Raw genomic sequence first — 14,400 nt, 5'->3', positions numbered from 1 at the left:
ATAGAGTTAAGATTATTTGCAACACTATTTTTATTTATAATTATATAAAAATAAATTTCACAATATATATTAAAGAAAGTGAAAAAAATGTCGAAATATAGATATAGGATTTCTGTTAGGAGGAAAATTAATGAAACGAGAGGTAGGAATAGGAACCAAACTATACTCATTGATAATATTTGTAGTTATTTTTATAGTTGGAATGTGTACATTCTCTTGGTATACAGTCAGTAAATTTAATAACAGTACCAAAGAAAGACTTGAAGTGTCAAGAAGTTATACAATATTAGTTGATGAGGCTAGAGATGCTCAAGTAGAATTCAAAATACAAGTACAAGAATGGAAGAATGTTTTATTAAGAGGAAATAGTAAGGATAATTTTGATAAGTATTATAATCAATTTATTAAAAGTAATAACAATGTTCAGGATAAACTTCTAAAACTTAAAGAAAGTATGAAAAATAACAGCCTTGATACAACATCTGTAGATACCTTAATGCTCAATCATAAGGAGTTATTTGATAAATATAGTACTGCTATTAAAAGTTATGATGTTAATAATTCAGAGAGCTATAAAACTGTAGATGAGTTAGTCAGTGGCCTTGATAGACAAACTACTTCAGATATGGATTCATTAGTTGAGAGCATACAAAGTAAGGCAACAGAAGCTGCTGAAATGATGATTGAGACATCAGAAAGCGATAAGAATACATTTACTAAGTATTTGATTATTTTAGAAGCTTTAGGTCTAGTAGCAACTATTGTATTCACAATTATTATAATGGCTACATATAAAGGAATAAAAATGTTCATTAATCAATTTAAAGCTTTAATGGAACAAGCTGAAAAAGGAGACTTAACTACTAAGGGTGAAATACATAAGAAAGATGAACTTGGTGAAGTTACAAGTAAGTTTAATGAGTTTATAACAAGTATAAGAAACTTAATTAGTGAGACCAAAGAAGCAACAGAGACCGTTGCACTATCTTCAAATGAGATAATGAAAACTACTGATGAAATAAGTAACACATCACAAGAGGTAGCCAATACAGTTTCTGATTTAGCAGAAAGTACTTCAAAGCAAATAGAGTTTGCTGAACAAAGTAATGAAAAGGTTAAAGTTGTAGTAGAAGGATTAAAGAAGATTACTACAAACTCAATATATATAAATAAGCTTACAAACACTGCAATAGAAACTGTTAATAGTGGAGCATCAACAATTAAGGAACAAATTAAAATTATGGATAATACTAAGGATTCCTCAAAAAAAGTTAGTGAAGTAATTTGGAATCTTTCAACTAAGTCAAACGAGATCGGAGAAGTAGTTGAGTTTATAAATGGAATAACAGAACAAATCAACTTACTTTCTTTAAATGCAGCAATAGAAGCTGCTAGAGCAGGAGAAGCTGGTAGGGGATTCACGGTAGTTGCAAATGAAGTTAAAAAGTTAGCAGAGTTATCTCGAGAATCTACTTTAAAGATAAGCAAACTTATAACTGAGATTCAAAGTGATATTAAAAAATCAGTTGAAGAAGTATCCAACACTAATCAATCAATTGATAAGCAGGCAGTAGCACTTAAAAACACAGATGATTCTCTTAAAAAGATAGAGACATCAGTATTTGAAGTAACACAAAAAATAAAAGAAGTTACTGCTGAAACAGAAGCTATTAATAACAGTACTTCAGTAGTAGAAGATGCTATAGGGAAAATGGTTGCATTAATAGAAACAAATGCATCAAGTACAGAGGAAGTAGCTGCCTCTACTGAAGAGCACACTGCATCAATTGAAGAAATATCAGCATCAATGAATGTACTTACAGACTTATCAAATAATCTAGAAAAAACAATACAAAAGTTTAAAGTATAATAAACTTAAGGGCATTTATAGAAATCTATAAATGTCCTTTTTACATATAAAAACATTATTAACTAGGGTTGTAGTTTTCTCCTCCAGTTCCAAAGAGCAAATATTCATCCTCACCAATCTTAAGATAGATAGTTCTTGCAGGTCCTTTAAAATCTAAAGTATCACTATAGATTTTTTTGCCTGTAAGTTTATGTAATGGATCAGAAATATAGTATTTAGGTTTATTTTCCCCAGTTAATCGTATTGTCTTTTCAGAACTAGGAAAACTAAAGCTGTCAAAAGTCAATTTAGTTGGATAAGCAAAAATATTAAAAGTTCCGTAAAGAGCTCTATTACTAAGTGCAATAAATAACAATAGTAGTAGAAAAATTTTCAAAAACCTTAGTTTTGATATTTTCATATTAATCACCATAAAACCTTATTTAAAAGATGTTCTCAACTTAATTATAAAGGGCATTTACAATGTTTTCAATTAATTGGAATAATGGTAAGAAACATTTAAGATATTCATATTTATGTCTAAATAACATTAATCTAATTAAATTTCCGTGACGATGGTAACATTAGTTACTGAATTTATAAACTTTATTTACTATAATTTAAATATAAGTTAATAGTGGAGGGGTTAAAATGATTAGAAAAATTGTTAATATAGATAAAGAAAAATGTAATGGGTGCGGTATTTGTATAACAGCATGTCATGAAGGAGCATTAGAACTTGTAGATGGTAAGGCTACTTTAGTTAGTGATATATATTGTGATGGACTTGGGGATTGTCTTCCAGGATGTCCAATGGATGCTATTAATATAATTGAAAGATCAGCAGAAGAATATGATGATGATGCAGTTCAAGAAAGAATCAAAAGCAAAAATGAAAAGAAGAATAGAAGCATGGACATAATGGACTTTACACCATTTGGGATGGCTTCTCACAATAATAAGAGTAAGACTACTAAAGAGAAGGAAAAATCAGAAGAGGATGAGGTTTCTGTATTAAAGCAATGGCCATGTCAAATAAAATTAGTTCAGCCAACAGCAGGTTTTTTTAGAGATGCTGAACTTTTAATAGCAGCAGATTGTACTGCTTATGCTTATAGAGACATGCATAGCTTAATGGAAGGAAAAGTTACCCTTATAGGGTGTCCTAAACTAGATGAAGGAGACTATTCTGAAAAACTTGCCTTAATATTAGAGAAAAATAATATAAAAAGTTTAAAACTTGTTAGAATGGAAGTACCTTGCTGTGGTGGTTTAGAAGTAGCTATTAAAAATGCTATGCTTAAGAGTGGTAAGGTAATACCTTGGGAAGTAGTAGTTATAAGTAGAGACGGAAGAATATTATAATAAAGAAGGTCACTTTATAGTTAAACATTATAAGGTGACTTTTTGTTTTTAGGCATGGTATAATTCTCCTATATCAATAAAGATAAGAGGAGGAATTATTATGAGAACTATAAAGTGGGGAATAATAGGACTTGGTGGTATAGCAAATAAGTTAGCTCAAGCTGTAACTTCAATGAGTAATGTTGAGTTAGTAGCAGTTGCTTCAAGAAGTAAAGAGAAGTCAGAAGCTTTTGGAAATAGATATGGTGTAACTAAAGATAAGTGTTATGGAAGTTATGATGAAATAGTTAAAGATAAAGAAGTTGAAGTAATATATGTAGCAGTTCCACATAATTTTCATAAGGAACTTTCTATATTGTGTCTTAAAAATGGTAAAGCAGTATTATGCGAAAAACCTGTAACTATAAGTGAAGAAGAGATAAGAGAAGTTATTAAAGTTGCAGAAGAAAACAAAGTATTCTTTATGGAAGCTATGAAGACTAGATTTTTACCAGTTCATAGAAAGACCAAAGAATTAATTGAGGAAGGAAAAATAGGGGAAGTTAGATTACTTCAAGCGGACTTTGGAAGTTTAGTTCCTTTTGACCCAGAAGGAAGAATATATAACAAGGATTTAGCTGGAGGAGCATTGTTAGATGTTGGAGTATATAATATATCCTATAGTGCATTTATATTTGGAAACAAGCCAAAGGCTATTGATAGCACTCTTTATATAGGTAAAACTGGTGTGGATGAAAATGTATCTGTAACCTTAACCTATGAAAATGGGGAACAAGCACAGCTTTATGGTGCAGTAAATGCTCCAACAATAAGAGAAGCTAACATAATTGGTACCAAGGGAAGAATATGCATCCCAAGATACTCAAGTGGAGAAAAAGTTATTTTAATGTCAGATGGAAAAGAGGAAGTAATAGACCTTCCTTTTGAAATAAATGGTTTTGAATATCAAATTGAAGAAGTAAGTAACTGCATAAGAGAAGGAAAACTTGAAAGTGAAGTTATGAGTTGGAAAGACTCCATAGAAGTAATGAAGATTATGGATGAAGTTGCTAGAGGGAAGAGAGTATAATTAAAAAACTGTGCAATTTGGAGTAATTGCACAGTTTTTATGTTTTTATTTTGTATTTCCCCAAAAATAACTATAGCTATCTCCAATCCCAAGTTGTTCTTTAGGAAGATCATCTAATATTAAAGCTGCCTTTAACAAGGATTTTACTTGATTATGCATAAGGGTGATATCAAATTTATCCATTTCTCTATTATTACTGTTTGTTAGCAAATAATCTGGCATAGGTATAAAGCCAATAACAGGGATGTTTTCTTCAAAGAGAGGTTGACTTTCTCCAAACTCAAACTTATTGTGACCATGTAGAAAAACAGTTTTTGTATTTTCTCTATCTTTAATAGCTTCTTTCCATACCTCAAGCATAATAGGGTTATTTACATAGGTGTATTCGCTTTGAATGTTTCCAGTTGCTTTATATACTCCGTTTTCATCATCTTTCCATTCCAGGCTACCTAGATGTTCTACAGTAATGGCTGATACAGCTTTTTTATGACCATTTTTTCCATCCCATAGTTCTTTATTATCATTAAGCCATGTAGAAGTTGCTTGAGAACTTCCTTTAAAAACTGGAAGTCTAAAGTGACCAGTTACAAAAGCGAAAACAATATTTTTATCTAAAGGCTCATCCTTTAGGTATTTAAGCATAGAAAGCATTGCAATGGCACCATTTTCTTCTACAACATTAACTCCATCAGTATGAGAGTTTATGATTATTGTTTCATATTTATTTTTACCTTCTAACATTACATAAAAAGATTCAGTTTTTGCATCTGATTGAGTATTTGCTTCAAGAGTTAAAGTGGCTGTGGATTTGGTATTTGAATAATTTATTACTTTTTCACCTTCTGTTTCATTTACGAAAAGTGCAGGTATTCCAGCATAATCAGTTGTAAAAGGAAGATATTGATCCTTTATTTTTTCATTTGATACACCTTTCCAAACTAAAACAACTGCTTTTACCCCTAAATCCTTTAACTTATTTAAGTTAGGTGTTTGTAAGGTTGAGGATAAAACAACATCACCATCACTTGACACAACATTAGTATGAAGTGGAAATGAGTCTAACTTATTCATGATAAGAGGTAAAGGTAGTTTCTTGGTGTTGTCAATTTCTACAACAGCAATTTTTCCTTTTGCAGGCTTGTAATCATTATTTTTAATATATACTAACTCACCTGTTACACCATCTTTATCAGTTATCCCAGAGTAGGGGTAGGCTGAGGATACCTCTATTTTTTCTCCATCTATAGATAATTCAGAAGTTTTTTCTTCCCATTGCTCGAAGATATATTTATTAGTATGGACTTCTAATCCCATATCAGTTATCTCCGATTTAAGCCAGTTTATAAACTCATTATGTCCTTTAGAGCCAGTGACTCTGCTTCCAAAGGAATTCATAATCTCAATGTTTTGTAACATTACTTCTTCTGAATCTAAATTATTTTCTTTTAAGGTTACTTTTTTTAGATTAGGTGTTGTAAAACTATTAGATGGCTTAGAATGAATACCAAATATAAGAACTACCACACTAATAATAACAAGAAAACTAAATATGACTTTACCAACTTTATAGATAGTTTTTCTTCCTCTTTTCTCTATGTGTAGAGAAAAAAATTCAACTACAGCTAATACTAAAAGTAAAAATCCTGATATGTAGTTAAAAACATTTAAATTTGTAGTGAAAGAGAGTACTTCTATAAATGTAATCAACAGATAAATAAATCTTAGCTTGTTTTTGCTTTTTAGTAATAATTCATAATATAGATATATTAAAAAACTTAATATCATAGTAACTAAGGAAGTGTCTTTTTGCATTCCTATGAAAAAACCTTTAGAAAACGCTAAAAGAAGTAATAAAATTCCTAAAAATAGTTTGAAGTATTTTTTCATATTGTTTATCTCTCCTTTTGAACTTACATTTGTAATGTCATATTAGATATAGTATAGTTAAGTTAATTTAAACATTCAATAAGATGAACCTTAAAACGTACAAATAGGAGGGATATGTAATGTCAGACAAGGATGAAAAGCTAATTAAGCGTTACTCAAATAAGATTACGAATAAGCTAACTAGAGAAGCTATATATACAGCTTTAGTCATTTTGATAAAACAGAAACCTTTTGACAGTATAACTGTTACAGATATTGTAAAGAAAGCAGGAGTATCAAGAACTGCATATTATAACAACTATAATACTAAAAAAGATATTTTAAATGATCTTGTAGATTCACTTATATTTGAAATCAATACGGAGCTTGCTCCATATACTGATTTAAATACAGGAAAAGCAAAAGAACCTGAGGCTTTCATAAGAACTATGTTTAAAGTTTTATATAAACAAAAAGATATTTATAAAATATTATACGAAGCAAACTTTAATCATGTTATTTTAGATAGATTAACAGAATCTATGCAGTCTCAAATATTAGATAAAAGCGATGAAAATATGTATCAGATCGCATTTAATGCAGGAGCACTATATAATGTTTTTTCTAGATGGATTACGAATACAGAAAATAACAATATAGATGAGATGACAAAGATAAGTTTAAAAATGTACTATAAACCAATGTCAGGAAAGCTTGAAGATTAAGTTGTGAGTTACATGATTCTATAGAAAGAATTAGAATTATTGATTAAGCTTATAGAGTAAAAAGGATATGATTAATATAATAATTATTGGAGGTAATATGATGTATAATCATGAACCACAAGGATATATTTGTCCATTTTGTAATATAGTTAAAGGAATAGAAAATGAACATGTATATACAAAACAAAAAGATATAATATATAAAGATGAGTATATAACAGCATTTATAGCTTCAGGATGGTGGGAAAATAATAAAGGACATGTTATTATAATTCCTAATAAACACATAGAAAATTTATATGATTTATCCTCTCAAATATCTTATAAAATACATGATTTTGAAAGAGAAGTTGCAATTGCATTAAAAGAAGTATATAAATGTGATGGAGTTTCTACAAGGCAGCATAATGAACCTTCTGGGGATCAAGATGTTTGGCATTATCATCTTCATGTATTTCCAAGATATAAAAATGACAATTTATATAAAACAGATAGAAGGAACTCAGAACCTGAGGAAAGAACAGAGTATGCAGAGAAGCTTAGAGAATATTTCAGAAATAAAAAGTCAGAATAAGAACTAACTTATTCTGACATTTTTAACTACCACTCTCTCCCTGGATCATTAGCCATAGAATTAACTGTTCCTTTGGGATAAAGAACAGAATAATGATCTAGTTTAGGATCACTATTAGATTTAGTAGGGGCAGAAAATACAAATAATAGTTTATATTCATCCCCAGCGGTGTAACCTATGATTTCTTCTCCATTAGATTTTACATCATGAGCTGGTGTTCCATAGGCGCTTTTTATTTCTGAAAGTGTTAGGTTTTTTAAGCTAGGATCAAAAGATCTTGCTTCAAATATTTGAGCTCCTTTATTAGAACCAAATACTAAATTATGTTTTGAGAAAGTTGAGTAGTTGCCTTTTGCAGAGGCTACCCAATCAGTTTTGTCAGCTGTACCTAATTTCTTTTCTATATCTGAAAGATTTGAGTTTTTTACTCCAAATTCGCTGTTTATTATTTTCCCTTCTATAGCAAGCTTTTTAATATTATCTAAAATAGTTTTATTATCAGTTTGACTAGTAGAGTTAGACGATGTTTGTGGCGTTGTATTTGGTTTAGAAGAAGAGTCACCACCAGTATTTCCGCTCTCATTAGTAGGATTTTGGGATACATTATTTTCTGATTCAGTAGAAGATTTATCTTCGTTTGTAGGTTTTGAGAAATTAGAGCAACCTACAAGGAAAACAAATGAAAGAGTAAAAATAGTACCAATAATAGTTTTTTTCTTAAAGTATTTTAACATAGTAATCCTCCTTCAATTTGAATTATAAGAAGCCAATAGTTCTTATAATATACAATTAAAGATTATGCTTATAAAAAGAGAAAGTCAATTACTATAAGGTTACAATAAAAGTATAAAAATGGTAAAATAATATTAACAATATGACGAACAGTTGTCATATTATTGATATTATAATTTAGGTAAGATTATTAAGAGGAGGTATGTAGAATGCTTGAAAATATACCAGAAGAAGAAGAGCTTAAACATCTTATGGGAGATAACATATTTAGAAACTGGAGTTTAATCAACAAGTTCATAGAAAAAAACTATGAAATGGATATTCTATGGAATAAAGGAGGAAAAACAGGGGTTTATGAGCTTAAATATCGTAAAAGCAGCAAAACTCTCTGTGCTTTATATCCAAAAAAACAAGGGTTGTGTATATTAATTATATTTGGAAAAGTTGAACGCGATAAATTTGAAAATTCAAGAGAAGAATTCTCAGAATACATTAATAAGTTTTATGATAATACCAAACAATATCATGATGGGAAATGGTTATACATAGATAGAGTAGATGATGAAATAGCTAAAGATATAGAAAAATTGTTATTAATAAAGAAAAGACCAAATAAAAAGTTGAAGAGTAGTTAGAGAATTTATAAGAGGTAGAGGTGAGTTGAATTTTTGAGTGATTATAACTATTGACAAGTTAATTTAAAGTATGTATGATAAAAAGTTAAATGTTTTTTGAGAACATCCTGTGCCTAACAATATTATTCTAACTTAAAAACTACAAGTGTACAAGAAAAAATAAGAATGTTTAAGTATATATTTGAAGCTTGGATGTTAGTTAATACTAATATATAGTAGAGGAATATATGAGACTTAGTACTTTTAATAACTAATGCTATAATGTTTTTGGGTAGAGACGTCTTTATACTAATTGCAGATAAATTTGGAGAGTGATTTTAGTGAAAACAGTTTATGAAACTGAAAGGCTTTTATTAAAAGTAGTAGATAAATCTTATGCAGAAATGGTTGTTGATTATTATTTAAGAAATAAGTCCTTTTTAGAAGCCTGGGAACCTGTGAGAAATGAAGAGTTTTATACAAAGCAATATCATGAGGAGCAGCTAGATAAAGAACTAACAGAAATTAAAAATAATAATTCATTTAGACTATGGGTATTTAAAAAGGAAGATGATTCTAAAATAATAGGTTCAATAGCCTTTACAAATATAGTAAGAGGGATATTTTTATCAACTTATCTTGGTTACAGATCAGACAAAGATGAGATAAATAAAGGGTATATAACTGAGGCAATTCAAAAAGGAATTGAAATTATATTTGATGAGTATGGATTGCACAGGATTGAAGCCAATATTATGCCAAAAAACAAAATGTCTTTAAGAGTAGTTGAGAAATTAGGTTTTTATAATGAAGGTTTATCATATAAATATTTAAAGATAAATGGAAATTGGGAAGATCATATACATATGGTTTTATTAAACAATAATATTAAATAAAGGTGTAGAAAATAAAGGAGCACTTCATAAGCGAAGTACTCCTTATTTTTATTTAGAATATTCTCCATACTCGCAGCCAGTATTTTTAATTTCCATATGATCAATAAGAACTTTTTCAGTGCCTTTTTTTTCATATAGCTTAATTTCACCATATCCTGTGCCACCATTCCACAATCTATTATGAAGTTTTTTACCGTTTGGAGCTTCATAATTTATTAAAAGCATTTCTGATTTTGGACATTCTAAGGTTAGTTCCATTATGGAGTCTGAATTACTGGAATTAACAAACCATTTATTAATGCTCTCTCCTTCAGTAAATCCAAACTCTACATTTGATTTCTCCCAAAATTTTGAGAAATTATATTCATACATTTTTCCTTCATAATATAAAGCAACTAAAATCTTTCTATCTAGAGCTACACCTAAAACTTTAGGTTTTCCACCTCCTACCTCAACGGCAGAATTGGTTAAAGTTTTATTTGTAATTAAACTTTTTATATTGCAGCTGCTTATCCATAACCAAGGAGATGTAAAATCTTTTCCCCAGTTTTTATCGGCATAACCATAAGATTTTTCAGGAATAACATCAAAAACCTCACCATCAAGAACAACTATCCCTGAATATTCGGTTTTAATTCCTTCTGCATGCCAAAACATTTCAAAGGCATTTAAGTTACGTAAGGATTTAGAGGCTCCTAACCCAACATTATAAGTAATCTTTTTATCAACAGAAAGCTTCCAAGACATTTGACCAGCATCACACATATATTCAGGGTGGTCTTTAGCATCTTCAGGAGTAACCCTACAGTGGCCTTCTATATGTTTTTCAGTTAATGTACACTCTCCAATTTTCACATTCAAAATATTTTCGTCAGAAGAGAAGGCGTTAATTGGATAAAAGTTATGTATTTGTTTAGCATTTTCACCCCAAACTCCAACCTTAATCAAAGCATAAGAAGGTTTTACTCCATTTTTTATATTCTCAGGAAGTTGTCCTAAAATAGCTTTTTCTCCACCTAAAGCAGGGTTACAAACAAAGTATTCAACAAAAAAGGCTTTAGCTTCACCAGTTTTTGTATTATAACCAGTAAAATTATGCCACCACCAGTCGTACCCTTCTTTAGATAAAGGGCCTTTAAGCATATATAAATTTCTACTTAAATCACTTTTATTCATACTAAACACCTCATTGCAATAATTTTAAATTTATTATAACATAAATAATAACAAAACTTGAGGATTCACAATTCTTAAAGAAAAAATAACCATATTTTAATCTGTTTCTAATTAAAATGGTTAATAATATAAACAATAAGAAAAAGGGGGGGCACAAAATGGATATATTAAGAAGAATACATACATTTGATAATTATATACTATTCACTATAAGTAGACGTATTAAAAATAGATATTTAGATAAAGCGATGCCCATAATAACTAGCTTAGGCAACCTGGGTATTATATGGATTATAATTGCTGGGTTTTTGATGATAAATGAAGAGCGTAGATTAATTGGAGAAGTGGTTCTATTAACTTTGATTATCAGTACTTTAGTTGGAGAAGGAATTATAAAACATATCGTTAGAAGAGCAAGGCCATGTAGTTATAAGGAGAGTATGCACTTATTAATTGACAAGCCTTTATCATATTCTTTTCCATCAGGGCATACCTTATCATCTTTTGCTGTTGCAGAAGTTTTATCAGCTTATTTTGTGCAGTTTAGAATAATATTTTTAGCAATAGCTTTTTTAATAGCTTTATCGAGAATTTATTTATATGTGCACTACCCAACAGATGTATTAGCAGGAATGATAATTGGTATAGTCTGTTCTAAGATAGTGTTTATAATATTGCATGGGGGATATCTTCAGGGAATGATTTTATTAGATAGAATATTTACATATTAGCATAGAAATCTTTATTTTAATGACAGGGAACGTATATTCTGGTATAATGTACAGGCATTAAAATAAAGGGTGTGTTTAGATATGCTAAAAAGAACTCATTTGGCTATGGGAATTGCAACTACAATTACACTCGTCACGAAAGATAATATGCTAATAGCTCCAATAGCATTAGTAGGATCCATAGCCCCAGATTGGGATATATACCTTGGAATAAAACACAGAACCTTTACACATTCATTATTGGCACTTGGGATAAGCTCTTATTTTCTTTATACCTTTAATGAACAGTTAGGAATCTTATGGGGAGTAAATTATTTTACCCATTTGTTTTTAGATTCATTAACTAAGGCTGGTGTTCCATTTTTATATCCCCTTAAGAAAAAACATTATGGTTTTAAATTATTTAAAACAGGTGGAGCAGAGGACTTTTTTATAGGTCTGTTACTTATATACATAATATTTTCTTTGGTTAAATAGAGAAAATATAAGAAAAGAGATTTGTCATGTTAAGTAAGAGTAGTTTGGCAAATCTCTTTTTTTATTCTTTTATGATACTTAACTGTCATTAATGGGAGGTTGTCAATGTTTATAAAAATCTAAAATTAATAAAAATGAAATTTTGGATTTATTGACATTAAATTGTAGTTAGCATACAATAAATATATGAACATATGCTCATATATTTATTGTATATGAATACTGAATTTTTTTTAATAAATGATAAGAATGTTTAGAAATTCTGTTTTAAGGGGGGAATCTAATGGTTATTAAAGAATATGGAGATAAAACATTTCCTAAAGTCGTAATTCTTCATCCAATGCTTGCAGACGGAGTTATATGTATGAATTTATTGAAGGGTTTGGGAAACAACTATTGCTATATAGCACCAGATATTTCATCTCATGGGGAATCGAAATCTAAATTTATTTCTGCATCAAATGAGGCGAGAGAGTTTATAAAATATCTGAAAGAAAATGATTATAAAGAAGTAGATTTAATATTTGGAGCATCTATGGGGGCTGTTGTAGCTCTTTATGTAATAAATGATGGAAGCATTAATTTTAAAACTATTGTTTTAGATGGAGCTCCAATGTATAGTAATTCTTATATTTTGTACAGTTTATTAAAAATTGCAATGATAATTAATCAAAAAAAAGCAAGGAAAAAACCGAAACTTATTATTAAAAAGATGGAGAAATACTATGGCGAATTAGGGGAGGTAATGGCAAAATCATTAATTAGAATTAGTAAAGAAAGTATGATAAATATATTGTGGTCCTGTACTCATTTTAAATTTATGAAGTATTCAGTAAATTTACAGAAAAAAATGTTTTTTGAATTTGGAGACAAAGATTTTTATTCAAAAAGAGCAAGGGTCATTAAAAGAAAATATCCTCATGTTAATATAAATATTAGAAAGAATTATGGTCACTGTGAATTTTTAGCTAATAATTCAAGAGAATATTCAGAAATGATAAAAGGCTATATGAAAATTACAAAGTAAAGACGAGGAGGATGTATTATGAATTTTGTAATTATTACAATTGGTTCACGGGGAGATGTTCAGCCTTTTCTTGCACTGGGCAGAGGACTTAAGAAAAAGGGTCACAAAATACGTATTTGTGCAATGAGTATTTTTAAAGAAGTAATTGAGCAGGAAGGTTTTGAATATGCACCTATGGCAGGTGATGCAAAAGAGATTATGATACGTCTAATTGGGGAACAGGTATCTTCGTTGGAGTATTTTAGAAACTTACCATTCTTATTGAATCCAGTGAAAGCAGAATTTTTATCAAATATTGAAGATGCATGTGAGGGCATGGATACGATTCTTTACAGCACCCTAGGAAGTGTAGCGTATCATGTTGGAGAGAAGCTTGGAATATGCTGCTTTAGATGTTTTTTTGCACCTTTAGATCCAACGTCAGAGTTTCCAGCAATGACTGCACCACGCTCTTTTCTTGGAGGTTGCTATAACAAGCTTACCTTTAAAGGAGGCGATATTTTATGGTCTAATGCTACAAGAAATTTACTCAATGACTGGCGTGTTCAAATGGGATTAAAAAAGATCAAAGCTTTTGAGTTTCCTTATAGGAGTATGAATGGAAAACCTATTACTACGCTTTATGCTTATAGTCCTACGCTTGCACCAAAGCCTAAAGAGTATGGAGAACATCAGCATATAACGGGATTTTGGATAAAGGAATTGGACAAGGAGTGGAGACCAGATGAAAATTTAAAACGCTTTTTAGCTGAAGGAAGCAAACCTATGTACATTGGATTTGGAAGTACAGTAGGTGGAGATTTTAACAGGATTATAAAAGTAGTTTTGGAAAGTCTAAAAATAACAGGGCAAAGAGCAATTATATCTGCTGGATGGCGCAATTTGAAATATGTAGATTTTCCTAGCAACGTTATACAAGTAGAAAATGTACCTCATGAGTGGCTATTTCCTAAAATGTTAGCTGTATCTCATCATGGAGGAGCTGGAACAACGGCAGCTGGAGTGCGAAGTGGTGTACCAAGTATAATTATTCCATTTGGTGGTGATCAGCCTTATTGGGGAGAACGTGTATATGAGATGGGAGTAGGTACTAAACCTATATGGTGTAAAAAATTATCAGTAGAAAACTACACAAAGGCAATTAGGGATGTCCTTAATAATCAGAAAATGAGAAATCGTGCATCTGAAATTGGAGAGGTTTTAAAAAGTGAAAATGGAGTCCAAAATGCAGTTACATTAATTGAAGAAACCCTTAATATGTAGTATTGATTAAGAAATAAATATATTAATTGTTGACAA

General features: G+C 29.9%; 15 protein-coding genes. 11 read left to right on the top strand and 4 right to left on the bottom strand.

The window, feature by feature from the left end; all coding sequences use genetic code 11:
- Positions 1–130: 130 nt before the first annotated feature.
- Positions 131–1,870, top strand: coding sequence for a methyl-accepting chemotaxis protein (locus B3N22_RS00585; RefSeq protein ID WP_286904055.1), 1,740 nt, complete (start codon positions 131–133; stop codon positions 1,868–1,870).
- 58 nt (positions 1,871–1,928) lie between these two features.
- On the opposite strand, the gene B3N22_RS00580 is transcribed toward B3N22_RS00585, so the two are convergent.
- Entirely contained in the window at positions 1,929–2,270 is a 342-nt protein-coding gene (locus B3N22_RS00580) for a hypothetical protein (RefSeq protein ID WP_286904053.1), read from the bottom strand.
- Positions 2,271–2,500: 230 nt separating this feature from the next.
- Here B3N22_RS00580 and B3N22_RS00575 point away from each other — a divergent pair, with 230 nt between their 5' ends.
- Complete coding sequence (locus B3N22_RS00575) at positions 2,501–3,214, top strand: ATP-binding protein (protein ID WP_286904051.1); 714 nt, start codon at positions 2,501–2,503, stop codon at positions 3,212–3,214.
- A gap of 100 nt (positions 3,215–3,314) precedes the next feature.
- The gene (locus tag B3N22_RS00570; RefSeq protein ID WP_238902491.1) at positions 3,315–4,283 is read left to right on the top strand and encodes a Gfo/Idh/MocA family protein; all 969 of its coding nucleotides are present in this window, start codon (positions 3,315–3,317) and stop codon (positions 4,281–4,283) included.
- 45 nt (positions 4,284–4,328) lie between these two features.
- On the opposite strand, the gene B3N22_RS00565 is transcribed toward B3N22_RS00570, so the two are convergent.
- Positions 4,329–6,170: a zinc-binding metallopeptidase family protein gene (locus tag B3N22_RS00565; RefSeq protein WP_286904047.1), complete on the bottom strand. Its 1,842-nt coding sequence runs from the start codon at positions 6,168–6,170 to the stop codon at positions 4,329–4,331.
- 119 nt (positions 6,171–6,289) lie between these two features.
- Here B3N22_RS00565 and B3N22_RS00560 point away from each other — a divergent pair, with 119 nt between their 5' ends.
- Together B3N22_RS00560 and B3N22_RS00555 are read left to right on the top strand one after the other, a co-directional pair.
- Positions 6,290–6,874, top strand: coding sequence for a TetR/AcrR family transcriptional regulator (locus B3N22_RS00560; RefSeq protein ID WP_073018882.1), 585 nt, complete (start codon positions 6,290–6,292; stop codon positions 6,872–6,874).
- A gap of 97 nt (positions 6,875–6,971) precedes the next feature.
- Positions 6,972–7,448, top strand: a complete 477-nt coding sequence (locus B3N22_RS00555) for an HIT family protein (RefSeq protein ID WP_286904043.1) — start codon at positions 6,972–6,974, stop codon at positions 7,446–7,448.
- Positions 7,449–7,474: 26 nt separating this feature from the next.
- Here the strand turns inward: B3N22_RS00555 and B3N22_RS00550 are convergent, their stop codons facing one another.
- Complete coding sequence (locus B3N22_RS00550) at positions 7,475–8,182, bottom strand: YjgB family protein (protein ID WP_286904041.1); 708 nt, start codon at positions 8,180–8,182, stop codon at positions 7,475–7,477.
- 207 nt (positions 8,183–8,389) lie between these two features.
- Between B3N22_RS00550 and B3N22_RS00545 the strand changes: the two genes are divergently transcribed.
- Together B3N22_RS00545 and B3N22_RS00540 are read left to right on the top strand one after the other, a co-directional pair.
- Positions 8,390–8,815 (top strand): DUF3788 domain-containing protein, encoded by a 426-nt coding sequence (locus B3N22_RS00545; RefSeq protein WP_286904040.1) that lies wholly within the window; start codon positions 8,390–8,392, stop codon positions 8,813–8,815.
- A gap of 320 nt (positions 8,816–9,135) precedes the next feature.
- On the top strand, positions 9,136–9,690 hold the full coding sequence (locus B3N22_RS00540) for a GNAT family N-acetyltransferase (protein WP_286904039.1): 555 nt from the start codon (positions 9,136–9,138) through the stop codon (positions 9,688–9,690).
- A 48-nt stretch (positions 9,691–9,738) separates the two neighbouring features.
- On the opposite strand, the gene B3N22_RS00535 is transcribed toward B3N22_RS00540, so the two are convergent.
- Entirely contained in the window at positions 9,739–10,866 is a 1,128-nt protein-coding gene (locus B3N22_RS00535) for a tocopherol cyclase family protein (RefSeq protein ID WP_286904038.1), read from the bottom strand.
- Positions 10,867–11,024: 158 nt separating this feature from the next.
- Between B3N22_RS00535 and B3N22_RS00530 the strand changes: the two genes are divergently transcribed.
- The 4 genes from B3N22_RS00530 to B3N22_RS00515 all read left to right on the top strand — a co-directional run bounded on the left by B3N22_RS00530 (position 11,025) and on the right by B3N22_RS00515 (position 14,364).
- Complete coding sequence (locus B3N22_RS00530) at positions 11,025–11,597, top strand: phosphatase PAP2 family protein (protein WP_286904037.1); 573 nt, start codon at positions 11,025–11,027, stop codon at positions 11,595–11,597.
- 81 nt (positions 11,598–11,678) lie between these two features.
- On the top strand, positions 11,679–12,074 hold the full coding sequence (locus B3N22_RS00525; RefSeq protein WP_286904035.1) for a metal-dependent hydrolase: 396 nt from the start codon (positions 11,679–11,681) through the stop codon (positions 12,072–12,074).
- 283 nt (positions 12,075–12,357) lie between these two features.
- On the top strand, positions 12,358–13,101 hold the full coding sequence (locus B3N22_RS00520) for an alpha/beta hydrolase (RefSeq protein ID WP_286904033.1): 744 nt from the start codon (positions 12,358–12,360) through the stop codon (positions 13,099–13,101).
- Between the two features lie 18 nt (positions 13,102–13,119).
- A complete protein-coding gene (locus tag B3N22_RS00515) occupies positions 13,120–14,364 on the top strand; it encodes a glycosyltransferase (protein ID WP_286904031.1) in 1,245 nt (414 codons plus the stop codon).
- Positions 14,365–14,400: the final 36 nt, after the last annotated feature.

The sequence above is a fragment of the Clostridium sp. UBA1652 genome, from assembly GCF_002320975.1.
GTDB lineage: Bacteria > Bacillota > Clostridia > Clostridiales > Clostridiaceae > Clostridium_T > Clostridium_T intestinale.
This window is presented reverse-complemented; position numbering and strand designations above follow the sequence as displayed.